The sequence below is a fragment of the Sphingobacterium sp. Ag1 genome (genome assembly GCF_000988325.1).
Taxonomy (GTDB): domain Bacteria; phylum Bacteroidota; class Bacteroidia; order Sphingobacteriales; family Sphingobacteriaceae; genus Sphingobacterium.
In genome coordinates, this window is record NZ_LBGU01000041.1 from 91,998 (window position 1) to 118,012 (window position 26,015).

Annotated in this window: 24 protein-coding genes; 18 read left to right on the top strand and 6 right to left on the bottom strand. The window is 41.7% G+C overall.

The features are described 5' to 3' along the window. Positions 1 to 38: 38 nt before the first annotated feature. Positions 39 to 629: a sugar O-acetyltransferase gene (locus AAW12_RS15210; protein ID WP_046674505.1), complete on the bottom strand. Its 591-nt coding sequence runs from the start codon at positions 627 to 629 to the stop codon at positions 39 to 41. A gap of 46 nt (positions 630 to 675) precedes the next feature. On the opposite strand from AAW12_RS15210, the gene AAW12_RS26505 reads away from it, so the two are divergent. Then, on the top strand, positions 676 to 870 hold the full coding sequence (locus AAW12_RS26505) for a hypothetical protein (RefSeq protein ID WP_046674506.1): 195 nt from the start codon (positions 676 to 678) through the stop codon (positions 868 to 870). Between the two features lie 87 nt (positions 871 to 957). After that, complete coding sequence (locus AAW12_RS15220) at positions 958 to 3,171, top strand: glycosyltransferase family 4 protein (protein WP_046674507.1); 2,214 nt, start codon at positions 958 to 960, stop codon at positions 3,169 to 3,171. On the opposite strand, the gene AAW12_RS15225 is transcribed toward AAW12_RS15220, so the two are convergent. Next, positions 3,143 to 4,627, bottom strand: a complete 1,485-nt coding sequence (locus AAW12_RS15225; RefSeq protein WP_046674508.1) for a glycoside hydrolase family 130 protein — start codon at positions 4,625 to 4,627, stop codon at positions 3,143 to 3,145. The genes AAW12_RS15220 and AAW12_RS15225 overlap by 29 nt on opposite strands. Positions 4,628 to 4,753: 126 nt before the next feature. On the opposite strand from AAW12_RS15225, the gene AAW12_RS15230 reads away from it, so the two are divergent. From AAW12_RS15230 to AAW12_RS15255, 6 genes are all read left to right on the top strand, one after another. Continuing rightward, on the top strand, positions 4,754 to 6,220 hold the full coding sequence (locus AAW12_RS15230; RefSeq protein WP_156167669.1) for an aminoacyl-histidine dipeptidase: 1,467 nt from the start codon (positions 4,754 to 4,756) through the stop codon (positions 6,218 to 6,220). Between the two features lie 249 nt (positions 6,221 to 6,469). Further along, positions 6,470 to 7,798 (top strand): gluconate:H+ symporter, encoded by a 1,329-nt coding sequence (locus AAW12_RS15235; RefSeq protein ID WP_046674509.1) that lies wholly within the window; start codon positions 6,470 to 6,472, stop codon positions 7,796 to 7,798. Between the two features lie 30 nt (positions 7,799 to 7,828). Next, positions 7,829 to 8,293: a RidA family protein gene (locus AAW12_RS15240; protein WP_046674510.1), complete on the top strand. Its 465-nt coding sequence runs from the start codon at positions 7,829 to 7,831 to the stop codon at positions 8,291 to 8,293. A 10-nt stretch (positions 8,294 to 8,303) separates the two neighbouring features. Beyond that, entirely contained in the window at positions 8,304 to 9,410 is a 1,107-nt protein-coding gene (locus AAW12_RS15245) for a D-TA family PLP-dependent enzyme (protein WP_046674675.1), read from the top strand. 1 nt (position 9,411) lies between these two features. Beyond that, positions 9,412 to 10,503: a dipeptidase gene (locus tag AAW12_RS15250; protein ID WP_231585278.1), complete on the top strand. Its 1,092-nt coding sequence runs from the start codon at positions 9,412 to 9,414 to the stop codon at positions 10,501 to 10,503. A 29-nt stretch (positions 10,504 to 10,532) separates the two neighbouring features. Then, on the top strand, positions 10,533 to 11,774 hold the full coding sequence (locus tag AAW12_RS15255) for an MFS transporter (protein WP_046674511.1): 1,242 nt from the start codon (positions 10,533 to 10,535) through the stop codon (positions 11,772 to 11,774). Between the two features lie 96 nt (positions 11,775 to 11,870). On the opposite strand, the gene AAW12_RS15260 is transcribed toward AAW12_RS15255, so the two are convergent. Both AAW12_RS15260 and AAW12_RS15265 read right to left on the bottom strand, forming a co-directional pair. Continuing rightward, positions 11,871 to 12,215 (bottom strand): hypothetical protein, encoded by a 345-nt coding sequence (locus tag AAW12_RS15260; protein ID WP_046674677.1) that lies wholly within the window; start codon positions 12,213 to 12,215, stop codon positions 11,871 to 11,873. Between the two features lie 93 nt (positions 12,216 to 12,308). Continuing rightward, complete coding sequence (locus AAW12_RS15265; protein ID WP_046674512.1) at positions 12,309 to 14,090, bottom strand: ABC transporter ATP-binding protein; 1,782 nt, start codon at positions 14,088 to 14,090, stop codon at positions 12,309 to 12,311. 181 nt (positions 14,091 to 14,271) lie between these two features. Here AAW12_RS15265 and AAW12_RS15270 point away from each other — a divergent pair, with 181 nt between their 5' ends. From AAW12_RS15270 to yajC, 4 genes are read left to right on the top strand one after another with little or no spacing between them, the layout of a single operon-like run. After that, positions 14,272 to 15,351, top strand: coding sequence for a Glu/Leu/Phe/Val family dehydrogenase (locus AAW12_RS15270; RefSeq protein WP_046674513.1), 1,080 nt, complete (start codon positions 14,272 to 14,274; stop codon positions 15,349 to 15,351). A 60-nt stretch (positions 15,352 to 15,411) separates the two neighbouring features. Then, entirely contained in the window at positions 15,412 to 16,359 is a 948-nt protein-coding gene (gene nusB, locus AAW12_RS15275) for a transcription antitermination factor NusB (RefSeq protein ID WP_046674514.1), read from the top strand. A gap of 27 nt (positions 16,360 to 16,386) precedes the next feature. After that, positions 16,387 to 16,848 carry a DUF1573 domain-containing protein gene (locus AAW12_RS15280; RefSeq protein ID WP_046674515.1) on the top strand — a complete coding sequence of 154 codons (462 nt, stop codon included), beginning with the start codon at positions 16,387 to 16,389 and terminating at the stop codon, positions 16,846 to 16,848. A 26-nt stretch (positions 16,849 to 16,874) separates the two neighbouring features. Beyond that, the gene (yajC, locus tag AAW12_RS15285; RefSeq protein ID WP_046674516.1) at positions 16,875 to 17,192 is read left to right on the top strand and encodes a preprotein translocase subunit YajC; all 318 of its coding nucleotides are present in this window, start codon (positions 16,875 to 16,877) and stop codon (positions 17,190 to 17,192) included. A gap of 483 nt (positions 17,193 to 17,675) precedes the next feature. Here the strand turns inward: yajC and AAW12_RS15290 are convergent, their stop codons facing one another. Continuing rightward, positions 17,676 to 17,966 carry a hypothetical protein gene (locus AAW12_RS15290; RefSeq protein WP_046674517.1) on the bottom strand — a complete coding sequence of 97 codons (291 nt, stop codon included), beginning with the start codon at positions 17,964 to 17,966 and terminating at the stop codon, positions 17,676 to 17,678. A 388-nt stretch (positions 17,967 to 18,354) separates the two neighbouring features. Here AAW12_RS15290 and AAW12_RS15295 point away from each other — a divergent pair, with 388 nt between their 5' ends. Genes AAW12_RS15295 through AAW12_RS15310 form a run of 4 tightly spaced genes read left to right on the top strand, consistent with a single transcriptional unit; the run spans position 18,355 to position 21,876 of the window. Further along, the gene (locus AAW12_RS15295) at positions 18,355 to 19,329 is read left to right on the top strand and encodes a BtrH N-terminal domain-containing protein (protein WP_046674518.1); all 975 of its coding nucleotides are present in this window, start codon (positions 18,355 to 18,357) and stop codon (positions 19,327 to 19,329) included. 52 nt (positions 19,330 to 19,381) lie between these two features. After that, complete coding sequence (locus AAW12_RS15300; protein WP_046674519.1) at positions 19,382 to 20,332, top strand: hypothetical protein; 951 nt, start codon at positions 19,382 to 19,384, stop codon at positions 20,330 to 20,332. 10 nt (positions 20,333 to 20,342) lie between these two features. Beyond that, positions 20,343 to 20,918 (top strand): dephospho-CoA kinase, encoded by a 576-nt coding sequence (gene coaE, locus AAW12_RS15305; protein ID WP_197084052.1) that lies wholly within the window; start codon positions 20,343 to 20,345, stop codon positions 20,916 to 20,918. A 4-nt stretch (positions 20,919 to 20,922) separates the two neighbouring features. After that, positions 20,923 to 21,876, top strand: a complete 954-nt coding sequence (locus AAW12_RS15310; protein WP_084823202.1) for an exonuclease — start codon at positions 20,923 to 20,925, stop codon at positions 21,874 to 21,876. A 41-nt stretch (positions 21,877 to 21,917) separates the two neighbouring features. Here the strand turns inward: AAW12_RS15310 and AAW12_RS15315 are convergent, their stop codons facing one another. Continuing rightward, complete coding sequence (locus AAW12_RS15315; RefSeq protein ID WP_197084053.1) at positions 21,918 to 22,322, bottom strand: hypothetical protein; 405 nt, start codon at positions 22,320 to 22,322, stop codon at positions 21,918 to 21,920. 265 nt (positions 22,323 to 22,587) lie between these two features. Here AAW12_RS15315 and dinB point away from each other — a divergent pair, with 265 nt between their 5' ends. Both dinB and AAW12_RS15325 read left to right on the top strand, forming a co-directional pair. After that, a complete protein-coding gene (dinB, locus tag AAW12_RS15320; protein WP_046674520.1) occupies positions 22,588 to 23,685 on the top strand; it encodes a DNA polymerase IV in 1,098 nt (365 codons plus the stop codon). A gap of 144 nt (positions 23,686 to 23,829) precedes the next feature. Next, positions 23,830 to 25,956 (top strand): DPP IV N-terminal domain-containing protein, encoded by a 2,127-nt coding sequence (locus AAW12_RS15325; RefSeq protein ID WP_046674521.1) that lies wholly within the window; start codon positions 23,830 to 23,832, stop codon positions 25,954 to 25,956. The last annotated feature ends 59 nt before the right edge of the window (positions 25,957 to 26,015 follow it).

The window sequence follows — 26,015 nt, forward strand, 5'->3', positions numbered from 1 at the left end:
AGGTTATGGTTGCACACCGGTGCTGCTCCTTGTGATCCTTACGGATTTTCAGCATAGGTGATCCGATCCGCTTCGGTAATGTTACGTATAACCCGGCACGGATTACCTGCAGCGACGACGTCTGCCGGAATATCTTTTGTGACGACCGATCCCGAACCAATGACTGAATTTTTCCCGATTCGCACGCCGGGGTTGACCACAACATGCCCACCAATCCATACATTATCTTCGATAACAATAGGTAAAGCAAACTCCCAACCTTGATTTCTTGCTTCAAAATGGAGTGGATGACCAGCTGTAAAGAGGCTTACATTCGGACCAAATAACACATTTTCACCGATGGTAACCGGTGCGCCATCTAAAATTGTACAATTATAATTGCTGTAAAAGTTTTCACCGATGGTAATATGATAACCGTAATCACAACGGAAGGGCGGTTCAAGAAAAAATCGATTTCCAGTTGCTTTAAATAGTTTCTGGATGATCTGCTTTCTAAATTTGATTTGTTTGGGTTCCGAATCGTTAAATTGCTTGAGCTCTTCTTTGGCGTATTGCCTATCCTTAAATAATTGCCCATCCGAATCGATGTAGGGAAGGCCGGCAATCATTTTCTCTTTTGGTGATTTCATTCCGTATAGCTTTGTCTGTGGCAAACTTAGATAAATTGATCTTTAAATGCAATACAAACCTAGCGCCATCAATCAATGCTTCTGGTCAACTATTTTGATCGTCAATCCATATCTGTTTGATGACATGGGATTTGTGACAAATCCCCGTGTTATAGCCTCTGAACGCGCAATACGGCGGTGGATCTTCTTAGTGGATCTCCACGCGAAAAAACAGATTTCTAATGAATTCATGCAGTTGTGACAAACAATTTTCGTTCGAAAAGCATTTAGATAATGGACACACGTATGCTACTGCCATCGTCGTAGCTGTATTCAAAATTATTATTCAATGAAGATCGCTTATATAAGTACTTACTTGCCCAAAGAGTGTGGCATCGCCACTTTTACATCGGATTTGTTGCATGCTGTTGCGCTGCATAATCAGGAATTAACACAGCATGTTTTTGCTGTCGCTGATCGGGACTATGATTATCCCAGTGAAGTTGTCTTTAAAATAGACCAGTATGATCAATTGTCCTATATTGAAGCGGCCAACTATATTAATGAACATGGCTATGACTGTGTGATATTGGAGCACGAATATGGCATCTTCGGTGGTAATAGTGGGATATATATCTTATCGTTGATTAACGCATTGCATATTCCATTGTTAGTTAATTTTCATACCATTCTTGAGAAGCCGAATGTCGATGAAAAGGCTATTCTCATTGAAATTGTAAAAAGAGCTTCGATTGTAATCGTCATGAGTAATTATGCGGTTACTTTACTCAAATCCATTTATAGGGTCAATACCACAAAAGTTAGACTGATACACCATGGTGTGCCCGAGTTTACCTTGGAACATGAACTTGCAAAGCTTAAAAAAGGTCTTTCTGGCAAGAAAGTGTTATTGACATTTGGTTTCCTGGGGCGCAACAAGGGCATCGAAATGGTGATTGAATCCCTACCTGAAGTCGTTAAAGATGAACCAGATCTTTTGTACCTCGTGGTTGGCAAAACACACCCTAATGTGTTGGCGCATTCGGGAGAGGAGTATCGGGAGTATCTAGGCAGTCTCGTGGAAGCTTATCAGTTGCAGGAGCATGTACAATTTGTTAATTCCTTTGTAAGCCAGGCCGATCTGGTGGAGTATTTATGTGCCTGTGATGTTTACGTCACCCCTTATGTTAATGAGGCGCAGATTACCAGTGGAACGTTATCTTACGCCATTGGCGCCGGAGCTGCGGTAGTGTCTACGCCTTACTGGCACGCCAAGGAACTGCTGGCTGACGGCAGAGGAGTATTGGTCGAATTTAAAAATTCAGCCAAGATGGCCGAAGTGCTTAGAAATCTGTTTTCAAATTTGGATTACCGCACCACTTTGCGCGACAATGCAAAGGCCTTTGGAAAAGAGATCACCTGGAAAAACATCGGCCTTCGGTATACGCGGATTTTAGATAAAATCATTCCGACTTACGACGGTCTTAAAGAAAACGCTGGATTTAGTAAAGATGAGATGCCCAAATTCAGCTGGAAGCATATCGATAGACTGACTAATCAAGTCGGTATCTTACAGCATGCAACCTATTCTTTGCCCAATTATAAAGAAGGCTACTGTCTCGACGATAATGCGAGGGCACTTTTACTTGCTTTATTAGCCCAGGATGATTTTGCTGATAAGAAATTAGACCGTCGTATTTCCACCTACCTGAGTTATATTTATTATCATCAGCGCGAGGACGGTCTTTTTCATAATTTTATGGATTTCCAGCATAACTTCTTGGATGAAGTCGGTTCGGAGGATTCCTTTGGACGAACGATATGGGCCCTAGGGGTGCTTCTTCGTAAAACTAAATTAACGAGTTATTATCAATTGGGGCACGAGTTATTTTTTAGAGCTGTGCCGAATTTCGGTCAGTTGCGCTCCAATCGGGCGATAGCGTATACTGTGTTGGGAATTGCGGAATATTTGCATCATCAATCCAATGACGAGGTCATGATAGAGCTGATGCGGACGCTTATTGGCAAACTCGTGCGGGAATACGAAGCGAGTTCAGATGAACACTGGCAATGGTTTGAATCCGTATTGGCGTATGATAATGCAATATTACCTTATGCGTTTTTGACAGCTTATCCTTTTTTAAATGATGAGACAATAAAACAATTGGGGCTGACGACATTAAAGTTTCTCGAAAGCATTACGATCCAAAATGGTGCGCTTTCGTTGGTGGGAAACCAGGAATGGGCCAAGCAGGGCAAGCATGTCAGTAAGTTTGGCCAGCAGCCGCTCGATGTCACAGCCATGGTATTTATGTATCGCGAAGCTTTTCGACTGACGAATAAAAAGGTTTATTTTACCCGAATGATAGCCTCATTCCGTTGGTTTTTGGGCGAGAATGATCTTAGGCTCGGACTCTACGATGAGGAAACCAAAGGTTGCTGTGATGGACTGGAGTCTTATGGCATCAATAGAAACCAAGGGGCTGAAAGCACCCTCTGTTTCTATTTGGCTTATATTGTGGTTTCTCGTGCCTTTAATGATAGCGATCAGGATTCAAGATAGCCAGCAATAAGTCTTCAAGCTTGATGGTGGCATAAGTCGACTCATAATCAGACATTGCATACGGTAAAATAAGGTGTTCATTGTGGACCAGAGCACCGCAGGAATAAATGACGTTTGGTACATAGCCTTCCCGTTCTTCATCGTTTGGGGTCATCAACGGACTATGTAGGCGTCCAATTTCAATATGGGGGTTGTCCAGGTCCAGAAGGGAGGCCCCCAAAACATACTCACGCATCGGGCCCACGGCATGGGTCAGGATCAGCCAGCCATATTGAGTTTCAATCGGTGAGCCGCAATTGCCGATCTGGACAAATTCGTAGGGATATTCAGGTTCTTGAATGCGGATTGCCGTTTCCTGCCATATGTTGATATTGTTGGAGTAAGCAATGTAATTGTTTTCACCGTCAATGCGACAGAGCATGGCGTAGCGTCCATTTATTTTTCTTGGAAATAGTGCCGCACCTTTATTGGCAATTTCACCATAGATGGGTTTCACCTTAAAATGATAAAAATCTTTTGTGGTGAGCAGTTTAGGAAGGATACTAAATCCGTCGTAGGCTGTGTAGGTAGCATAATAGATGCTCTCATTCTTCTCAGTTTTGAACTGGACAAAACGGGCGTCTTCAATTCCTCTTTTTTCTGTGTCGGCGAGCGGAAATATCACGCGTTCCGAAATGGATGTGTCCAATGAAAAAGTCATTTCATAATGCGAGGATGCAAGCCATAGTGCCTGTTGTAAAAATGTAACATTTTCAAGATTCTCTTCACTCTCCCGCCGCACTTCATCGATGTACCGCTTGAGTTCCTCATAGGTAAATGTCTCCGTTAGCTTCTCTTCCAGTTTGGACTTGACTTCGGTGGGGTCAGCATGCAGCTCATTCATCTTCTTCAAGAACGACTCCTTGTGATACCGGTGATTTTTTACCTGCATGGGTTTATCTAGCAGATTACCGATATAATCGATATGGATATTATTGTCGACGTCCAAGGTGCCCGAACGAAAAACGATCGAAGAAACATGACCTTCTCCGGTGGCTCTGAAGCTTAAAATAACCCGTTTTTCACCTTTGAATAATTCGGTCTGGTCCGGATGTTCGATAATGGATGGATTAAACAACGCAGCCGATTCAATGGAATATTCCATGGTGAAGTAAGAGCCGATCAGCAACTTGTCAATATGACTGAGCTTTTCTTTTGAAAATGGAATCTTCTCCAAAAGATGGCTTACCCGGTCAAAATTTCGTTCAAAGATATGGGCAATGCTACGATGTCTTTTCGTATAGCTTCGTAAGACCTGTCCAAAGACTTCTTTCCGTTCCGACTCGTTAAGGGATAAAATGCGCCTGATAATTTTTATTGTACGGTCATCGCCAAGGAAAAAAAAACGTGCGAGAACTCTTTTCTTATCCGGTTTAAAGTAAATATCCTTTCGTTCAACTTGTACTGGTTTATGCATAATTTTATGTTCATGTTTACACATTTATTAGAACGATCAGCGATTGTCTTTTGTTTTATTCCCCGGCAATAATCAACGGATATCTGATAAAAATCGAGTAACTTTGGCCAAGGAAAAATTATAGATATGATTGATAATAGTTTAGATCAGTTAGAACCAAAAGCAATCTGGAAAAATTTCGCGGCATTGAATGCGGTGCCGAGGGCTTCCAAAAAAGAAGCGCGCGTAATTGCTTTTATGGTGGACTTTGGAAAATCCCTGGGTTTAGCAACGAGTGTGGATGAAGTTGGAAATGTACTTATCAAAAAGCCTGCTACTTCGGGCATGGAGGACCGTAAAACGATTGTATTGCAGTCGCATTTGGATATGGTGCATCAAAAAAATAACGATACTGTTTTTGACTTCGATAACGAAGGGATTAAGATGTATGTCGATGCTGATTGGGTAAAGGCGGAAGGTACCACTTTGGGGGCAGATAATGGTCTTGGCGTGGCGACAATCATGTCGATTCTAGAGTCATCCGTTATTGTACATCCCGCTATCGAAGCCTTGTTTACCATTGACGAAGAGACTGGGATGACCGGTGCCTTAGGATTAAAGGGTGGGTTACTTTCGGGCGAAATCCTGTTAAATCTGGATACAGAGAATGATACTGAAATTGATATTGGCTGTGCTGGTGGGATTGATGTAACGGCAACGCAGTCCTATAGCGCAGAACCTTGTCCTTTTGATATGCTATCTTTTGAAATTACCGTAAAAGGACTCCATGGGGGGCACTCTGGGATGGATATTCATAAAGGTTTTGCCAATGCCAATAAGGTAATGAACCGCCTGCTCTATAGAGGCTATGAACATTTTGGATTGCGTATTGCGTCGTTATTGGGTGGAAGCCTCCGCAATGCCATCCCGAGAGAAAGCGTCGCCAAGGTGGTGGTGGTTAAGGATAAAGCAACTGACTTTGTTCAGCAGCTAACACAATTGGCTCAGGATATTAAATTGGAATTTGCAACGACGGAACCGGCTATGGAAATTGTGGTGAAGCAGACTGATGCTGCTTATGCAACAGTCGTTCCCGTAAACGTGCAGGAAAACTTAATCAATAGCGTGTATGCAGCCTTAAATGGTGTATATCGTGTGAGTGCCGATTTTGAAGACTTGGTAGAAACCTCCAATAATATTGCTAAAGTAGAAGTAGGCGGGGAAAAGGTTTCCATCAAATGTCTAACCAGATCTTCTGTTGAAACCTCTAAATTTGATTTAGCCCAATCGTTACAAGCAGCATTTGAACTGGGCGGTTTTACGGTCGATTTTTCGGGCAATTATCCCGGATGGGCTCCTAATCCGAATTCTGAAATTTTAGAAGTGCTCAAATCAATTTACACGAGACAACATGGCGAAGCTCCGGAAGTTGTGGCTTGCCATGCCGGACTCGAGTGCGGTATCTTGGGGACAAACTATCCGGCAATGGATATGATTTCTTTTGGACCAACAATCTTAGGGGCACACTCGCCGGCAGAACGTGTCTCCATTTCTTCGGTGCAGAAGTTTTGGAATTTTGTGCTTGACATTCTCAAAGAAATCCCCAAAAAATAAGTCGCAACAGCACACGGTTGCATTATTTTTGAACAACAGGCCATGAAACCAAAATTCATAAGCAAGCAAGCAAGCAAGCAAGCAAGCAAAAACGGGTACGGCGTGAGCCGTACCCGTTTTTGTTTACATCATTTTTACGTTTTTCTTGCAAAAAATGAAAAATATCCTTACTTTCAGGATGAAAAAATGATTTAATAGACCAAATTTTATACAAGCTCTCAAATTGAGGGAAAACCTAATCATGATATAATGACTATAATCCTCATTGTAATCAGCATTTGTTTGCTTATCCTCTGCATAACTTATTTTAAGATCAATGCCTTTCTCGCTTTTTTAGCTGTTTCCTTACTCAGTGGACTTTGTTTGGGAATTCCACCGGCACAATTGGTGGGCACCGTTGAAAAAGGTGTTGCCGGTGTTATGGGGAGCCTAACGTTGATCATTGTTTTGGGCGCAATGTTGGGAAAAATTGTAGCTGAAAGTGGGGCCGCAGAGATTATTGCTGAGCAAATGGTCCGCTTAATGGGAGAGCGATACCTTCAATGGGGACTTATGTTGACGGGTTTTATCGTTGGTATACCGTTATTTTACGGAATCGGATTTGTCTTATTAGTCCCCTTGATCTTTTCGATTTCCTACCGGTATAGGTTGCCGGCAGTGTATATTGGATTGCCGATGCTGGCAGCCCTGTCTGTAACGCATGGCTTTATTCCACCACATCCTTCTCCCGTTGCTCTTGTTGCCCTGTTTCATGCCGATATGGGATTGACACTTATTTATGGTCTTTTGATTGCCATACCTGCTATTGTTTTGGGTGGGCCTATTTTTGGAAGATACCTGAAAAACATACGGGCAAGTCAGGAATCAATTTTTCGGGATCAAGATCGCTCGGAATCAGCACAGTATCTGCGCCCGACAGTTGGGGTAAGTTTGGCTGTAGCCCTGCTGCCGGTAATACTCATTGTCCTATTTACATTGCTTCCTTATAGCTTTCATACAAGTAATATAGTGCTGCAGCAGGGCGTTAAGTTTGTCGGCAACCCCACCGTTGTTATGGTTATCGCGCTCAGTGTAGCAACCTATTTCTTAGGATTGAAATTGGGCCGATCGATGAGCAATGTGATGACAATCTATGAGTCTGCTGTGAAAGATATTGCCATGATCCTGTTGATTATTGCTGGCTCGGGAATCTTTAAACAAGTGATGGAAGACAGTGGGGTCAGCCTGCTTTTGGCCAACACCTTGCAGCAGCTTCCCATTTCACCGTTACTGTTGGCTTGGTTAATTACAGCGGTTATCAGAGGTTGTGTCGGTTCGGCCACAGTAGCAGCCCTGACAGCAGCGGGTGTCCTGCTCCCTATTGTTACCGGAGGAAAAGCGGATCCCAATCTCATGGTACTCGCGATAGGAGCCGGAAGTCTGATGTTTTCGCATGTCAATGATGCCGGATTTTGGCTATTTAAAGAGTACTTTGGCCTGAGCGTAAAGGATACCTTATTCTCCTGGTCTATCATGGAGGCGATTGTTTCCATTGTTGGGCTGCTTGCTGTTTTACTATTGCAATTAATTTTATATTAGCTATTATTTTAAACTTTAAAATCGTTAAAGATGTACAACGCAGATGAACAATTCGAAAAATTAGGTTTGACATTACCACCAGCGCCGGCACCTAAAGGTGTTTATAAACCATACGTCATTGACGGGAAGTACCTGTATCTTTCTGGTCATGGTCCTGTACAAGATGATGCCACATTGATTATTGGTCGAATTGGAAGTGATATCAGCCCGGAAGAAGGCAAACTTGCCGCACGTCAGGTCGGTCTGACCATGCTGTCGACCATTAAAACCAACTTGGGGTCCTTGAACAAGATCAAACGTGTCATCAAAGTATTGGGTATGGTCAACTGTACCTCCGATTTTCTTTATCACCCCGGTGTAATTAATGGCTGTAGTGAACTATTTGCTGCGGTTTGGGGAGAAGAGAATGGTATTGGAACACGCAGTGCAGTGGGATTCGGTTCTTTGCCCGATAATATTCCGGTCGAAATCGAAGCATTATTTGAGTTATATTAATCCGAATGGTATGGAAACTTGGTGTCACATACAAAATGTCGATCAAGTCGATTCGCCGGCCTTGCTGGTCTACCCTGATCGCATTGTCAAGAACATAGACCGCGCTTTACACATTGTGCATGGGCGGGCGGACCGATTGCGGCCGCATATCAAAACGAACAAGTGTCGTGAAGTATGCCAGCTGATGATGGATAGGGGGATTACAAAGTTTAAGTGTGCAACCATTGCAGAAGCAGAGCTATTGGGTGTTATCGGTGCAAAAGATGTTTTGCTGGCGTACCAGCCCGTAGGGCCAAAGATAGATCGTTTCCTGAATCTGGTAAGCGCCTTTCCCCAAACACATTTTGCCTGTCTTGTGGATCATGTCGATGCAGCAGAGGAAATTTCAGCGCGGAGTCTGTCGAAAGGTTTACGAAGCGCTGTTTATCTGGATGTTAATATTGGGATGGGACGTACAGGGATAGCTTTAGAAGGGATTGAGCGTCTCGTTATGGATATCAATCTCCTGAATGGTATTCAGTTGGTCGGTGTGCATGGCTATGACGGTCATATCCATGATAAGGATTATCAGCTTCGCGAAAAACAATGCCAACATGCATACGGTATACTTGAAACGGCCTATCTGATGGCACAGGCGTCCACCTCTAAACCATTGACTAAAGTGATTGGCGGTTCACCGAGTTTCCCTTTTCATGCCGAACGAAGCGATGTAGAATGCAGCCCTGGAACCTTTGTGTTTTGGGATTTTGGCTATGCCGAAAATTATGCAGAAAAAGATTTTATGCTAGCCGCGGTACTTCTAACGCGTGTCGTTTCTATTGTTGATCACAAACACCTGTGCTTGGACCTAGGGTATAAATCCGTTGCATGTGAATCGCCGCAGCCTCGCGTCAAGTTTTTCGATCCACGTATTGGCGACATAAAAATGCAGAGTGAAGAACATCTGGTTGTCGAGGTGACAGATAGTACACAGTTTAACCTGGGAGAGGCATTGTATGCTGTACCCCGGCATATCTGCCCTACCGTAGCCTGTTATGGCGAACTTCAAGTTGTCCATGAACGGCAGGCAGATCAAACGTGGACTGTCTATGCGCGAAATAAAAAGATAAATTATTGATATGTACGAATTTGAAATGCCATTTTTGGTCGATGCACATTTGGATTTGAGTATGAATGCCATGGAATGGAATCGGGATCTTCGGTTGCCGATTACTGAACTGAACCGTCGAGAAAAGGGGATGAATGACAAGCCCGATCGCGGTAAGGCAACAGTCACCTTTGACGAATTGCGTCGTGGCCGTATTGGTTTGGTCGTGGCGACCCAAATTGCCCGATTCGTAAAACCCGAAAGTTCCTTGCCGGGTTGGTATTCGGCAGAACAAGCATGGGCGCAAACGCAGGGACAGCTTGCGTGGTATAAGGCAATGGAAGCCGATGGGCAAATGAAAATGATTTGTACAAAGGCTGATTTGGATCGACATATGGCACTTTGGTCGGATGGAAGCGATCATGTAGATAAGCCAATCGGATATCTGTTGAGTCTGGAAGGTGCCGATTCGCTGGTGAATATCAGTTATCTTGAAACAGCTTATAACTATGGTTTGAGAGCTGTCGGACCAGCGCATTATGGACCGGGGCGATATGCCAACGGGACCGACTCATCGGGCAAGCTTAATGAACAGGGTGTCCTATTGTTGCGGGAGATGGAGCGATTGGGGATGATATTGGACGCAACACACCTGAATGACGATGCTTTTTGGGATGCTGTACAACGTTATAACGGGGCTATTTGGGCAAGCCATAATAATTGTCGCAAGTTTGTGGACCATAACAGACAGTTCAGTGATGAAATGATCAAGACTCTCGTTGCGAAAAAAGCAGTGATCGGTGTAGCGCTCGATGCTTGGATGATGGTACCGAATTGGGTTCGCGGTGTATCCGACCCTAAAACAAGCAATTGCTCCATGGAGATCATGGCCAACAATATTGATCATATTTGTCAATTGGCAGGAAATGTCGATCATGTCGGCGTGGGGAGCGATTTAGATGGAGCATTTGGCCGTGAGCAGTGTCCTTATGATCTGGAAACGATTGCCGATATCCAAAAAGTCTTTGGTATCCTGTCAAAAAGAGGGTATAATAAGAGTAATCTTGAAAAGATTGCCAGCAAGAACTGGCTTAATTTTATGCGCGATGTATTGCCCGAATAAAAACGAACACTTCCAACACAACTGAATAGATGAGACCAGTATTACGCGTACAATTGTCCCTGATGATGTTTTTAGAGTATTTTATCAAAGGGGCCTGGTTTGTTACTTTGGGAACATACCTCATTAAATCGCTCAATGCCTCAGGTATGGAGGTAGCGAATATTTTTGCAACACAATCCCTTGGTGCTGTGTTTGCTCCTTTTTTTGTGGGTTTTGTTGCCGACAGATACTTTAATGCCGAGCGGGTGCTTTCGGCTTTACATCTCATTGGAGCTGGGCTGCTTTACGGGATGTCACAGGCACCGGATGCAACACATTTTTATCCCTATGTATTTGTCTATTTTATGGCTTACATGTCTTCGCTATCCTTATCCAATGGAATAGCATTCCGGCATATTGAAGACGCGAAGAAGTATTTTCCGGGGGTCCGCGTGTGGGGAACGATCGGTTGGATCTGTTCGGGACTTGTTATCAGTTATTTGTTCCGTTGGGATGCGCCCGAATCGATACAGGCAGGTGCCCTGCACAACACCTTTATTATGGGGGCGGTTTGCTCGTTGCTACTGGCATTCTTTAGTCTGGCCCTCCCCAAAACCCCACCGCAGGTGAAACTCAGGGACGAAAAATTTGATTTTGGAAAGGCGATAGGTTTGGACGCACTGAAGCTGCTCAAACAGCGGAGTTTTCTGATTTTTTTTGTAACAGCCATTGTAATCTGTATACCTATTTCGTTCTATTATCAAAATGCCAACCCATTTTTGGTCAACGCCGGAATACCGAATCCCACAGCAAAAATGGCATTGGGGCAATTTTCCGAAGCGATCTGCCTGTTGTTGATTCCATTTTTCTTTAGACGCTTAGGGTATAAAAAGATGATTTTATTGGGGATTGTGGCCTGGGCACTCCGCTATTTGTTTTTTGCCTACGGCAATGGACAGGAACGTTCATTTTTATTGTTATTCGGAATTTTATTGCATGGCATCTGCTATGATTTTATGTTCGTAGTCGGTCAGATCTATACCGATAGAATTGCCGGTGAAAAATACAAAGCTTCTGCACAGGGGCTTATTACCATTGCGATGTATGGGGTAGGGATGTTGATCGGATTTTGGGTTGCTGGTGCTGTTTCAGATTATCTAAAAACAGCTTATGCTGTTCAATTTTGGGAATATCTTTGGTTTATTCCTGCAGGTATTTCGGGTTTTTGTCTTGTGCTATTTGCCCTGTTTTTTAAAGAGGAGAAAGCGGTGCCAGATATGAAAGCCCGTTAAAGATGCTTTTTGGCCAATTGAAAATAGGCAATTCAGAAAAAATTAAAACATGGAGCATCTTCGACGGGGAGGTGCTCCATGCCATTTATAGTCCAATTATATCATATTAAACCATTCCTGGTATTTTTCACCGATGAAAGGAAGGGGTTTTCGCTCTCCGGCAAATGCGGACATTAATCCAAGTACAAGAGCAATAAGTAGGAGCAGTCCAACAATACTAAGGGCAATTCCGCCAATACCTGGAACAAAACGTAACAGCCCCAACGCCATTCCTGTTACGGAGATACCTATACTTTGTCGGATATGAAATTGCGCCAATGCAGTCTTTTCCTTGTTGTTCATAATGATGGCTGCAACAAGGCCGATGATGGTTAAGTAAGAAATAATAGCAATTGTTTTTCCGTCATTTGACGTCGCCTTCTGAATAGGGGTTCTCTCCATGATCATTAATGTAAAATGTTTGACTTAAATAATTAAGGCAAATTTAGGAGAGATATCCCTTGCATCCTTTAGCTGAATTCAGGGATATTTAAATTATCCTTCCACACTTTCCAGTAATTGCTTTTCATGGAGTTCAAAATATTCACCTCTTTTATCCATCAATTCGGCATGTGTACCCTGTTCTACAATTTCCCCTTGATCCATCACCAATATATGGTCTGCATTCTTGATCGTCGAGATGCGATGGGCAATAAAAATGCAGGTCTTGCCTTTCATGATACGGCTTAGCGAACGGAGAATGGTTTCTTCCGTTTTTGTATCCACGGCTGAAAGACAGTCATCAAAAATCAATACTTTGGGTTCCTTAATTAAAGCGCGTGCGATGGATACCCGTTGCTTTTGCCCCCCGGAGAGGGTAATACCACGTTCTCCAACAGCGGTTTCAAATCCATCTTCAAAAGCGATAATATTGTCGTATACAGCGGCGTCTTTGGCAGCCTGTTCTACTTGTTCCGGTGTAAAGTGGTCTAAACCAAAGCCTATATTATTGGCAATGGTATCTGAAAATAGGAAAACATCTTGTGGGACAAATCCGACCTGTTGGCGTAAGCTTTTGAAATCAAGGTTTTTAATTTCAAGACCATCATAATGAATACTTCCTTTGTCGATATCATACATCCGAAGGAGTAAGTTGGCCAGTGTAGATTTTCCGGATCCTGTTTTTCCGATAATAGCAAGTGTTTTGCCGATCGGGATTTGGAACGATATATTTTTTATCGCCTGAATGCCGGTTTCCGGATAAGTAAACGAGATCCCATTAACCTTGATTTCGCCCTCCAGTTCCTTGGCAGCTGTGCCGTTAACGATAGGAGATTCGGTTTGAAGGAATTCGTTAATCCGTTTTTGTGACGCGGCAGCACGTTGCACCAATGACGTGACCCAAGCCAAAGACATGGCAGGGAAAGTCAACTGGTTGACATAGATGATAAACTCGGCGATATTTCCGGCAGTCACTGTTCCTTTGGCAACTTCGATTCCACCAATATAAATGGTAATTACTGTACTAAGTCCAATAAGTAATAGAATAAGCGGGAAGAAAACAGCCTGTACTTTGACGAGATCAAGAGCCGTGTTCCGATAAATGGTACTTTCCTTCTCAAATTCCTGCATTTTATTTTGTTCTCTGGTGTAGGTTTTGATGACGCGGATGCCAGCAAAAGTCTCCTGGACAAAGGAAGAAAGTTTCGCCAGTTGTCGCTGTATTTTTAAGCTACGCTTGTTAATGATTTTATTAACAAATAAAATAATAACCGATAGGACAGGGATTGGCGCCAATGCATAAGTGGCCAATCTTCCGTTGACGCTATACATCGCATAGATGACCATGATCGATAAGACTACGGTATTGATCGCATACATGATGGCAGGTCCTAGGTAGTTACGCACCTGATTGACGTCTTCAGTCGCGCGGCTCATGAGATCTCCGGTATTGTTTTTCCGAAAGAAACCAAAGTTTAGATCCTGGTAATGATTATAGATCTCATTTTTGAGGTCGTATTCAATATAACGCGAGGTTAAAATGATCGTCTGACGCATAAAGAATAAAAATATACCCCGCAGCAGCGAAAGTAGGAGTACGACGAAACCAAAAAATAGGAGGCTGGTGCCAAATACCTGGTAGATGAGTTCCTGTCTGTCGAAACCATCAAATAGACGGTATAGATAGATGTTTTCCTGTACCAAATCAAATGCTTCGCGAATTACCTTTGCCGGCAATACCCCGAAATAGTTGGAAATGATAACAAAAATAACCCCTGGAATCAATTTCCAGCGGTATTTATAAAAGTACTTATTTAAGTAGGCGAGATCCTTCATATTACGAATACAAAAGTAGGACTAATTCATCAAAATGCTTTACGATTTGAGCGAATTTACTGTCATTCGGAAATCAAATGTTAAGTCTTGGATAAAAAAAGTTATTATGCACAACGAATAATTTTCCTACTTTTGCATCAAGTACCTTAAAAAATTAAAACAAATTAGAGTAGTACATTTTATGTCAACATCTCAAAATTCTATTTTTGAATTGATGAGCCAGTCTGGCCATCAAAACTTATTTTTCTGTAATGATGAATTGGTGGGCTTGAAAGCTATCGTTGCGATCCATGATACAACCTTGGGGCCTGCGATAGGGGGAGTTCGTATGTTACCATACGAAAGTACAGAAGAAGCTATTGAGGATGCTTTACGTTTATCCAAGGCCATTACGTATAAATCTGCCATCACTGGGCTGAATTTAGGCGGGGGAAGTGCTGTTATTATTGGGAATAGCCGTTTGGACAAATCTGAGGTTTTATTGCGCCGTTTGGGCCAGTTTATTGAAGGATTGAATGGTAATTTCATTGCTTCACTAGACGTAGGTACGACACAACGTGATTTAGAACATATTTATACCGAGACTGACCACGTTGCTGGTTTACCAAAGGCTATTCATGGTAGCGGTGTCGGTGATCCATCTATCTTTGCTGCGCAAGGTGTTTATTTTGGTATAAAAGCCTGTTTAAAGGAATTATACGGGTCGGAAAATGTTGCGGGTAAAAAAGTTATTGTACATGGAGTAGGTGGTGTTGGGGAGCGTTTGATCGCGATGTTACGTGAAGAGAATGCACGTGTTTATGTCAGCGATATTACGGAAGAAAAAATGCTGAAAGTAGCGGCTAAGTACAAAGCTGAGCCAATACCTTACAATGAAGTATTCGATCACGAATTTGATGTATATTCTCCCTGTGCGTTAGGTGGTACGGTAAATCCAGAATCCGCACAGAAAATGCAATGCAAAATTATTGCCGGTTCGGCCAATAATCAATTGAAAGACGAGCTTGTTACAAGTTCTATTCTGCATGAAAGAGGTATATTATACGCACCGGACTATTTGATCAACGCTGGTGCATTAATCGGCTGTTATTCAGAAATTCAAAATTACGGCGTAGATCACACTGAATTTGTGATCAAAAATATTTATAATGCGACTAGAGACGTCTTGAAAAAATCAAAAGAAGAGAATATTTCAACTTTTGAAGCGGCTAATCGCATCGCGGAGAAGCGTATCCAAGATATTAAAAAAATCAAGCGATAGTCTTCATCCCAAAATCGTTCTTACTTATTATTTTATAAAAAAATCGTTCTTTAAATTACTATGTTAAACAGGAGACACCTGAGGGTAAAAGTAGTGCAAACGCTTTATGCGTACAGTCTTTCAGAAGATAAAGACATCAAAACATTTGAAAAAGCACTATTAAAAAATGTGGATGAAGTCTATGAGATGTATATGTGGACACTGAATCTTTTAGATGAAGTATCTGATTATGTCTTAATAGATGCAGAGGGTAGAGCTAATAAGTTTTTACCAACTGAAAAAGACTTGTCTTTAACGACCAAGTTAAGTACTAATACTTTTATTGAGTCATTGAGACAAAATCCACAATATGGAGAAGGTGTCAAAAAGTATAAGATTTCGTGGAGCTTTGACCCGGAGATCGTACGTACAGTATTTTTGCAATTAAAGGATTCCGAGGCTTATTTGGAGTACTTGCAACAAGAGGATCGTTCGATCGGTACGGAAAAGGATATCATCAAGCATATCTTTAAAAAGATTATCTTGAAATCACCGGTTATTGAGCAGGTTTTTGAGGAGAAATTCATCAACTGGCCTGTCGATAAAGAAGTATTGCAAGCGTTGATTGCGAAGACGTTTAAGAATTTTAGTTCTGAAGATCCACGTAAAAATAAGCTAGCAGAGATTACGCAAAACTGGAATGATGATAGCGACTATGTCATTGCATTGCTGGGTAAAACTATCCGCAATACGAATGAATATCAGAAACTTATCTCGGAGAAAACGAAGAATTGGGAATCAGATCGTATTGCATTAATGGATACTTTACTGATGCGTATGGCGATATGTGAGTTGATTAATTTTCCATCTATTCCGGTGAAAGTGACAATAAATGAGTATATTGAAATTTCTAAGGTATTTAGTACATTGAAAAGTAATACATTTATCAATGGTATCTTAGATAAAATATTAAACGATCTGAATCAGCAAGGAAGAATCCAAAAGGCAGGTCGTGGTTTAAGAGATTAAAACCAAACGCATAAATAATTTATACGAATGAAAAACTTTGGCAAATATTCGGTTTTAGCTTTGTCGGTAGTACTTTTATTTTCTTGTGGAAATGCACAAAAAGGAAAAGAAGAAGGAAGCAAGACAGCGACTGAGACAGCAGCTGCAGATAGCCTTTCTAAGGCGGCAGCACAATTGGGAAAAGTAGAATTTGAAGAGTCTGCATTTGATTTCGGTCAGGTAAAGGAAGGAGCACAGGTAAAACATACCTTTGTGCTGAAAAATTCGGGTGATGCACCTGTTATTATCTCGAAAGTGACTGCTTCATGTGGTTGTACACAACCTGAGTTTTCGAAAAGTCCTATTTTGCCAGGTGGAAAATCGGAAATACATGTTACTTTTAACAGCGAAGGACAGGTTGGTAAACAGCAGAAGATCATAACGATTCAATCGAATGCTTCCAATGGCTTGACAACAGTGCAGTTAAAAGGCGAAGTATTAGCAAAATAACACATTATTAAACGATATAATAGAAGATGAACACAGTATTATTACAAGCAGCGGGTGGCAACATGATGAGTTTTTTACCAATGGTTTTGATTATCGTGGTATTTTATTTCTTCATGATCAGACCGCAGATGAAGAAGCAAAAAGATCACAAAAAATATATTGAAGAACTTGGTGTAAATTCAAAGGTGGTAACTACAGCTGGTATTCACGGCCGTATTGTAGAAGTATCAGACACGACTTTCTTAATCGATGTAGGTTCAGGCGTAAAAATACGTTTTGACAAATCAGCCATTGCTTTAGATGCTTCTAAAGCTGCTAACAACACGGAGAAGAGCGCTTCTTAAACTTTTTTGGGAAAGAAATGAAAGCCAGTTTTCGTAGAAAACTGGCTTTTTTTATTATGTTCCCGTTAAATCGATTATGCTAGGGAACGAGTCTCGAATAGGGTAAAAGTGCGCTGGTATCCCCGATTTTTGATAACACGAAATGATGTTTTGGTGGTAATTTTTATAATTTCGTCTTACGAGATTCAGTCTAAAATGTATCCCTATTCCAATTAGTATAGTGAATATTTTGTATTTCTAGACATCGGAGGTAATTATGGTATCATTAGAATTGAAAGAAGAACGCAGAAAATTAAATCAAACAGCGAAACAGCCTTCTGAAATTGCAAATAAGGAGGATCGGGACTGTTATGAGCCATCCATCCAAATTGGATGAAATTGATGAAGTAAGTGAAAGAAAATATAGAACGTATTTTTATTTTGTTTGCTTTGATGAACCATTTATTAATATTTCTCGGGTTGAAATTAGAAAAGTAACATGCTTTAGATTACTCCACAATAAATGGAATTCGAAAAACCGCCATCTAAGGTATCCCATATTCCGACATAGACATGGAAATCAGTGGTTTTTCGCTTTAACCAGTCAAATTGAACTGAACAAGAACCTTCACTTACGCTTGCGATAGAAGTTCTTAAATGGGATTCATTAAATGGGTCCAATAATACCAGATTGATTTTATATACGTTATCACTATATTGATCATCTGCATCCCAGATCAGGTCGATTACATCATTGTTGATACTGACTTGGCAGTTGGATAATGGGGTAGGCACTCACTGATCCAAATTTACCAATAATAGGTCCATTCGGACCGTTTTGTAAAATTGCCATAGCTATTCCTCTTTTTTTGTTTATAATGCTTAGTATTTAGCTTATTACCAATTTACTACTATTTTCCTAATTACTTTAGTGGTAATACTATTTTTACAGGGGATTAATAGGGGGTTAACAGGGGATTTACCCCTGTTATACCCCTGTTATACCCCTGTTAACCCCCTGTAATACCCCTGTAAAACCCTAGTTAACATAAAACACAATAATTGCCACATGCAATCGTTTTTGCGAGGTTATTCTCAACTGTTTTTTATTTGTTTCTAAGATTTAAGCCACTGCTGACATTATATTGTCAATCGAGCCTCTAATTTTGTGAAAAAGAATGCTATGAAAAATCTTACACCGTTTGATGGGCAACATTGTGAAACCACGGCGACAGGTACATTACTGAACCATCTTGGCATTGAACTTTCTGAACCGATGCTCTTTGGGTTGGGGCAAGGGCTTAGTTTTATCTATTGGAAAATGAAAACCATGGACTTTCCATTTTTGGGCGGACGAATAAAAACGGATCTTCTGACCCAGCATATCTGCAAAAATCTCGGCCTCGACCTCAGCGTTCATGAAACCTCTTCAAAAACAAAAGCCTGGCAGGCTGTACGACAGCTCTTGGACGAGGGGCAACCTGTGGGATTGAAGCTCGATGCCTATTATCTGGAATATTTTACTAAGCCATTTCATTTTGCGGGGCATTATGTAGCTATGTATGACTATGACGATGATCACGCCTATTTGGTGGATACGAGACAGCAGGGCGGTAGTGTGCAGACGTCTCTTGCAAGTTTAGCTTTAGCGCGGGCAGAGAAAGGGCCTATGTCGTCCAAAAATCTGTATTATACCATAGCAGGCAATAGTGAGAACGTTGACCTGAAACAAGCAGTAATCGCTGCGGTGGTGGCTAATGCAAAGGAATACCTTGCACCGCCCATCAACAATATTTCATATCGAGGAATTTTGAAGACCAGTGAAGAGGTGATTAAGTGGTACAAGACGAGTCAGGCTATTGAAAGCGAATTTAAAATGGCCGCAGATTTTATGGAGAAAGCGGGGACTGGTGGTGCCCTGTTTCGAAATCTCTACCGCGACTTTATCAGGGAAAGTTACGATCTCCTTGGAATAAAACAACTCGAGGTGGTTCATCATGAGTTTGTACAGATTGCATTATTATGGACATCCCTGTCGGAATTGTTTAATCAAATTGCTGAGACGGCCAGTTTCGATGCTGTCCAGCAGGCATCAGCAATTTTCAAAACCCTTGCCACAAAAGAGAAAAATGCAATGGAAATATTGGCGTCTTTGTGATGAAATGCAGATAAGGACGCTAATTTTTGCGCAAATTGATTAAGTTTGTATCATGGCGAATGCAGTTCGAATAAATAAAACCCAACGGCGTAAGATAAATGTCTTCGTGCGTTGTGTTGGAATTTCGTTATTAGCTTGGTTATTGTTTTCAATCTCCAATCAATATACTGTGTCCGTTAAGGCAGCAATTGAATATGTCAATCTTCCCGAAAAACGCGCATTTCACCCGCAACAATCGGATACGGTAAAAGTGAAACTCGAGATGACGGGATGGCAATTTCTGTTTTCCAAAGCTGCTTTGGAAACCCCAAAGGTTCAGGTTGACCTAAGCTCTTTAAAAACTAAAGATTGGATTGTTTTTTCCAATCAATTGGGCTTTATCAACCGGCAGTTTCCACATGAACAACGCGTTGTGTCAGTGAGCCCTGATACGCTGTTTTTTGATTTTTCGAAACAAACGCAGCGTAAGGTGCCTGTCAAACCGCTGTCTAATATAGGCTTTAAGCGTGGTTATGGCTTTATTGCAGATACCAAGATTACCCCGGCTTATGTGACGATTACAGGGCCCTATGAGGATGTTTCGGCGATTGAGTATTGGGAGACCGATACCGTTCGCGGGAAGGAAGTGGAGACCGATGTTCGAACAGTGGCAAACCTGGCACGTAACCAAAAAGCGAATATCAATGTTTATCCGACTTCGGTCGAGGTTCTGATGCCTGTAGGGGAGTTAACCGAGAAAGTGATTGAATTACCCGTGAAGGTTGAAAATGGCCAGCGCTATAGTTCTGTTAGGCTTAATCCAAGCAAAGTGGTCGTCACCGTACTGATGTCCGTTAAGGATTATAATAACTATACATCGCGAGATTTTGAAGCTGTGGTAGATCTGGCTGACTGGGAGAAAAACGGGGTGCAATATTTGCCTGTTTTGCTGACCAAAGTACCTGACTTTTGTAAGGTAATCAGCGTTGTACCTCAAAACGTGGACTTTTTTGTACGTAAATAACACTATTTTCATGAAGATTGGAATAACAGGCGGAATTGGATCCGGTAAAACATTTATCTGTCAGCTTTTTAAAGCCATGGCTGTACCTGTTTATAATGCAGATGATGAGGCGAAGGAATTGATGAATACCGATTTACGGATCAAAGAACGCTTGATTGCGGAGTTCGGTAAAGAGACCTATAAGGATGGGAAATTAGATCGGGCTTTTTTGGCCGAACAGATATTCAGCGACAAGGCGAAGCTCGAACTTGTAAATGGCATTGTACACCCCATCGTTATCCAGGCGGCCAAAGACTGGGCCGAACAACAAAAATCCCGTTATTCACTCAAGGAGGCTGCTTTGCTTTTTGAAAGTGGCTCTTACAAGGATCTTGATTATACCATCCTGGTTACTGCGCCTTTACACATACGTGTTAAACGTGTTATGGAGCGTGATGGCGTCACTGAAGAACAGGTCATGGAGCGAATAAATAAGCAACTAACTGATGAAGAAAAATTAAAACTGGCAGACTTCGTCATCATTAATGATGGAACCACTCCGCTATTGCCGCAAGTGTGGACTTTACATCAAAAATTTCTAAAATAAAACTATGTCGATCATATTAGCTGACTTCTTGGTCAGAAAACCAGAAGGTTATTATTGCCGTTATGGTGATTTTTTTATTGATGCGAGCAATCCCGTCATGCACAATGTCGTATCTCATGCCCATGGCGATCATGCCAGTTCGGGACACGATTATGTGTATACAACGCAGGCAACTTCATTGTTTATGACTTATCGCTATAAACAAAACCGCAAAGATTCATATCAGGTTAAATTGTTCAATAGTCCGTTTAAAATGGGTGCGGTCGAAATCACATTTTTACCAGCAGGTCACATATTGGGTTCGGCACAAATTCTGATGGAATACCGGGGAGTGCGCTACCTATACACGGGCGATTACAAATTGCAAGCTGATGAGACTTGCGAGCCGATCGAAGTGCAGCAAGCCGATGTCCTTATTACAGAAAGCACATTTGCAAATCCGGATATTATACACCCAGATCCTGCGGAGGAGATAAAAAAACTCGACGGACATGCCAGCAATATCTTATTAGGTACTTATGTGTTGGGCAAGGCGCAGCGGATTACTGATTTGATCAACAGATACTGTCCGGAGCGAAAAGTGCTTGTGCATAGTGGAATATTGCCCTACCATCGCCTTTACGACCAACACGGGCTGAAGAAATTAGACTATGAGCCCTACAACAGAAAAGAAATGAAACAGGGCGAACAGAATAAAGTTTATTTGGTACCGCCGATGACTTTTAACAGTTATTTTAGGGCGACCAAAGTGTTACGTGCATTTGCTTCAGGCTGGAAACGTTTACAGGCACAGAATGATATCGAATTGTATATTTCAGATCATGTGGACTGGAATGACATTCTTCACTACATTAAGATGGTAAATCCCCAGGAAGTTTGGACACTACACGGTGACGGGACCATTTTAAAAAGTTTTTTTAACGAAAAATTGATCGTGCGTGATGTGCTTTCTGCATAAGCAGGCTGTGTCGAAAAATCTTCAATCGGGAACGTAAATTTCTATTTCATATTGACAACTTTGTCAACAATATAAACCGTGTTTCCACGCCAGGGAAGAACGCCATGATATTCTTTGTAGCGCAGATCGAAGTACTTTCCACTATTGAGCTCCAATTGACGGAATATAGAATCATCTTCAATAGAAAATTCAAATTGGTTGCTGGCGATACCACCCGTTTTGATACTTCCAAACCCCTCCTGGATGAGTTTACCTTCGTATGTCTTGAAAATATTACCCTTTTTTACAGCATAATTAAGATAACCAGATTTTACGCCTTCACCGAATACATAGTAATACTTCCAGTAAACGTAGGATCCACCCCCCACAAGTAGAAAAAGGATCAGCAGAAGTAAGAACTTCTTAAATCCGGATTTTTTCGGTTTTTGTTCAGGCATATTTTCCATAATGTGCTATTTTTAAGTCTTTTTACTGTGGTTTATGAGACTATCAGGACTGGATGCTTTTTCGCCTAACCTATAGTTTCACCTAAAGATAAAAAATTAACGGCATAATAACGAATGGTTTAGATTTAGCCTAGAAAGTTGCCGAGCGTGATTGGAGTAAGAGACTCCCGAGCCTACCGTTTGCGGGCTTTGCTGTAGTTGCTAATTCTATTAGTTATTTTTCGGTTTTCTTAGTCCGTAATGCTAATTTTTGTAAATTTGGATCATGGATCCCGAACAGGTACATCGCAAGATTATTCATTTGGATATGGATGCCTTTTATGCATCTGTAGATCAGCGTGATTTTCCCGAATATCGGGGGAAAGCGATTGCAGTAGGTGGTTCTCCGGATGGGAGAGGAGTAGTTGCGACGGCCAGTTACGAAGCACGAAAATTTGGCGTCAAATCTGCGATGAGCTCCCGAAAGGCTCTTCAGTTGTGCCCCCATATTATCTTTACCTATCCTCGTTTTGACGTGTATCGTCAGGTTTCATATCAAATCCGGGAGATCTTTCTCCGTTATACGGACTTAATTGAACCGCTTTCCCTCGATGAAGCTTTTTTGGATGTAACGGTAGACAAACAGGGTATTGGTTCGGCTATTGATATTGCCAAAGCCATTAAGGAGGCGATCAAAGAAGAATTGAATCTAACGGTCTCGGCTGGGGTTTCCGTCAATAAATTTGTCGCAAAGATTGCTTCGGATATGGACAAACCCAACGGCTTAACATTTATAGGTCCTTCTAAAATTGTCAAGTTTATGGAGTCATTGCCCGTGGACAAGTTTTTTGGCGTAGGTAAGGTGACAGCAAAAAAAATGCATGAACTGGGACTGTTTACTGGGCTTGATTTAAAAAAACAGCGTGAAGAGGATCTCGTACGTTGGTTTGGAAAGACGGGGCATTTTTTTTACCGTATCGTACGCGGGATAGACGACCGTCCTGTTGTTCCCAATCGTAGCAGCAAATCGGTCGGGATTGAGGATACTTTTGGTGAGGATGTAGAAGTTTTTGAAGAATTAAATACCATTTTGCAACGGCTCTGCAAACAGTTGTGGACACGTATTGGGAAAAAGGAAATATCTGGGCGAACCTTAACCTTAAAAATTAAATATGCCGATTTTGTTCAGTTGACACGAAGTATAACCCTAGAAAATAGTTTTGATTCGGAAGACAAAATTTACGCCACCGCCCATAGTTTGTTGAGCAAGGTTGAGCTGGTGAACAAAGTGAGGTTGTTGGGTGTTTCGATATCAAATTTTGTGGAAGAAGCTGATTTTCCAAAGGAAGGCATACAGCTTGCACTTTTCGAGCAACATCCTTAGTAAGGAATCATCCGGTTTAATCGAGCCCTTGCTAAATCATATGGTACGCGATATGTGAATTAAGCTTGTTACAGGCAAAATCGTCGTTATTTGTCACAATTCTTTATCTTAGCCAAAATAATTAATAAACATATCCAAAAATTAATGAATACGGTATCAAGAGTACTCTTAGGTGCGTCTATCGTTTTTTTTGTTCACGAGGTTGGTTTCGCACAAAAGAAATTGGATTTTGCACAGTCCTGGGGGCAAAAGTCATCGTTGACAGTTCGTACCAATCAGTATCCTGGCTGGGCAGACGGGACAGCTTATCTGGAAAATGATGTAAATGATGGTCGTTTATATCAGGTTAACATTAAATCAGGTCACAGAAGCATTTATACAGTTCCCGCTAAAGAAGGGACGGTTGTTTATGTCGAGAACAATGATATCTTCCTGAAAGGTACCGATGGTGTAGCAAAGAGGCTGACCAACTCTCCTGATGTTGCTGAACAGAATCCGACCTTATCACCGGATGGTAAATATGTAGCCTTTACGCGTAAAAGCAATCTGTATAGCGTAGACGTGACTTCAGGAAAAGAAATGCAATTTACAAAGGATGGTACTGATGTGATCTACAATGGTTGGTCATCCTGGGTATATTACGAAGAAATTCTTGGGCGCCCAACAAAATATAAAGCTTTTTGGTGGTCTCCGGATAGCCGTAAGATCGCTTTTATGCGTTTCGATGATACCAAGGTTCCGATGTTTCCGATTTATTCGTCCAAAGGCCAGCATGGTTACCTGGAGGAGACAAGATATCCCAAAGCCGGTGACCCAAATCCGGAAGTGAAGGTAGGAATCGTTCACCTCGAAGGGGGCAACGTTACCTGGGCTGATTTCAACGAGAAAGACGATCAGTATTTTGGCCAGCCTTATTGGGCCTTTGATAGTAAAAATGTGATGGTACAGTGGATGAACCGGGATCAGAACAATTTAAAGTTCTATCAGGTGGATCCAAATTCTGGTGCAAAAAAAGAAATCTACGATGAGCGTCAGGCTTCCTGGATCAATTTGGATCACGATGAGCGTATCACGTATCTGGCGGACAACAAATATTATATTTTAAAATCGGATAAGACGGGCTGGGCCCATTACTACCTCTATAAGTTAGATGGAACCTTGGTCAATCCAATTACATCCGGCGAATGGCAGGTGACCGAATTAAAACGTATTGATGAAAAAAACAAGGTGATCTATTTTACTGCACGTAAAGAAAACTCAGCTCGTTTTGATCTGTACCGCGTGGATTACTCGGGTAAAAACTTAAAACGTCTGACGTTCGGTGAATACTCGCACGATGTCAATGTATCGCCTGATGGCAAATATTTTATTACCAAATACTCCAATGTGAGCACACCGGATCGATTTGCATTGTTGGATAATCAAGGTAAAGTCGTACGTCAGCTAGCGGATAGCAAAGCTGCCGATTTTGCTTCGTATACGTACGGTAAAACCGAATACTTACATCTGAAATCAGACGACGGGCTGTTCGATCTTCCGCTCACCATCACGTATCCGACAAATTTTGATCAAACAAAAGTTTACCCCGTTGTTTTCAGTATCTATGGTGGGCCCGATGCAGGAACGGTAAAAGATACCTGGAAAGGAACCGCCAATCAGTATTGGGCCAATGAGGGCATTATTCAGGTGTCCGCAGATCACCGGGCATCCGGTCATTTTGGTAAACAAGGCGTTGCTTATATGCACCGCAATCTTGGTCACTGGGAGATCATTGATTACTCAACAATTGTCAAATGGTTAAAATCGCAACCTTGGGTCGCTAAAAACAAAGTACTTATTACAGGGCATAGCTATGGTGGCTATATGACTTGTTTAGCGATGACGAAGGCCGCAGATGTATTTGATTTTGGTATTGCTGGTGCACCGGTTACCTCATGGGATCTGTATGATAGCCATTATACCGAAAGGTGGATGGATACGCCGCAGGATAATCCGGAAGGCTATAAAGCCGGTTCTGTGTTAACCTATGCCAATAATTATAAAGGCGTGTTGCGCATCATGCATGGCGATATGGATGACAATGTTCATTTGCAGAATACAACCCAACTTGTCGATAAATTAACTGATCGAACTGTCCCTTTTGAATTGATGATCTATCCGGGAAGCCGTCATGGATTTGATCGTTCGAAAAGTAAATATGATTTTAATGAGCGTGCGCGTTTCTACTACCAATACTTGTTGGAGAAACCGCTTCCCAAAGAATTTAAATAGGAAGAGTTAAGGTCAAAATAGAAAATCCTTTATCCGTCTGGATAAGGGATTTTCTATTT

Bases quoted from the DNA above. Each gene is read 5' to 3' on its own strand.
- AAW12_RS15210 (WP_046674505.1), bottom strand. From the start codon at position 629: ATGAAATCACCAAAAGAGAAAATGATTGCCGGCCTTCCCTACATCGAT.
- AAW12_RS26505 (WP_046674506.1), top strand. From the start codon at position 676: ATGCAATACAAACCTAGCGCCATCAATCAATGCTTCTGGTCAACTATT.
- AAW12_RS15220 (WP_046674507.1), top strand. From the start codon at position 958: ATGAAGATCGCTTATATAAGTACTTACTTGCCCAAAGAGTGTGGCATC.
- AAW12_RS15225 (WP_046674508.1), bottom strand. From the start codon at position 4,627: ATGCATAAACCAGTACAAGTTGAACGAAAGGATATTTACTTTAAACCG.
- AAW12_RS15230 (WP_156167669.1), top strand. From the start codon at position 4,754: ATGATTGATAATAGTTTAGATCAGTTAGAACCAAAAGCAATCTGGAAA.
- AAW12_RS15235 (WP_046674509.1), top strand. From the start codon at position 6,470: ATGACTATAATCCTCATTGTAATCAGCATTTGTTTGCTTATCCTCTGC.
- AAW12_RS15240 (WP_046674510.1), top strand. From the start codon at position 7,829: ATGTACAACGCAGATGAACAATTCGAAAAATTAGGTTTGACATTACCA.
- AAW12_RS15245 (WP_046674675.1), top strand. From the start codon at position 8,304: ATGGAAACTTGGTGTCACATACAAAATGTCGATCAAGTCGATTCGCCG.
- AAW12_RS15250 (WP_231585278.1), top strand. From the start codon at position 9,412: ATGTACGAATTTGAAATGCCATTTTTGGTCGATGCACATTTGGATTTG.
- AAW12_RS15255 (WP_046674511.1), top strand. From the start codon at position 10,533: ATGAGACCAGTATTACGCGTACAATTGTCCCTGATGATGTTTTTAGAG.
- AAW12_RS15260 (WP_046674677.1), bottom strand. From the start codon at position 12,215: ATGGAGAGAACCCCTATTCAGAAGGCGACGTCAAATGACGGAAAAACA.
- AAW12_RS15265 (WP_046674512.1), bottom strand. From the start codon at position 14,090: ATGAAGGATCTCGCCTACTTAAATAAGTACTTTTATAAATACCGCTGG.
- AAW12_RS15270 (WP_046674513.1), top strand. From the start codon at position 14,272: ATGTCAACATCTCAAAATTCTATTTTTGAATTGATGAGCCAGTCTGGC.
- nusB (WP_046674514.1), top strand. From the start codon at position 15,412: ATGTTAAACAGGAGACACCTGAGGGTAAAAGTAGTGCAAACGCTTTAT.
- AAW12_RS15280 (WP_046674515.1), top strand. From the start codon at position 16,387: ATGAAAAACTTTGGCAAATATTCGGTTTTAGCTTTGTCGGTAGTACTT.
- yajC (WP_046674516.1), top strand. From the start codon at position 16,875: ATGAACACAGTATTATTACAAGCAGCGGGTGGCAACATGATGAGTTTT.
- AAW12_RS15295 (WP_046674518.1), top strand. From the start codon at position 18,355: ATGAAAAATCTTACACCGTTTGATGGGCAACATTGTGAAACCACGGCG.
- AAW12_RS15300 (WP_046674519.1), top strand. From the start codon at position 19,382: ATGGCGAATGCAGTTCGAATAAATAAAACCCAACGGCGTAAGATAAAT.
- coaE (WP_197084052.1), top strand. From the start codon at position 20,343: ATGAAGATTGGAATAACAGGCGGAATTGGATCCGGTAAAACATTTATC.
- AAW12_RS15310 (WP_084823202.1), top strand. From the start codon at position 20,923: ATGTCGATCATATTAGCTGACTTCTTGGTCAGAAAACCAGAAGGTTAT.
- AAW12_RS15315 (WP_197084053.1), bottom strand. From the start codon at position 22,322: ATGGAAAATATGCCTGAACAAAAACCGAAAAAATCCGGATTTAAGAAG.
- dinB (WP_046674520.1), top strand. From the start codon at position 22,588: ATGGATCCCGAACAGGTACATCGCAAGATTATTCATTTGGATATGGAT.
- AAW12_RS15325 (WP_046674521.1), top strand. From the start codon at position 23,830: ATGAATACGGTATCAAGAGTACTCTTAGGTGCGTCTATCGTTTTTTTT.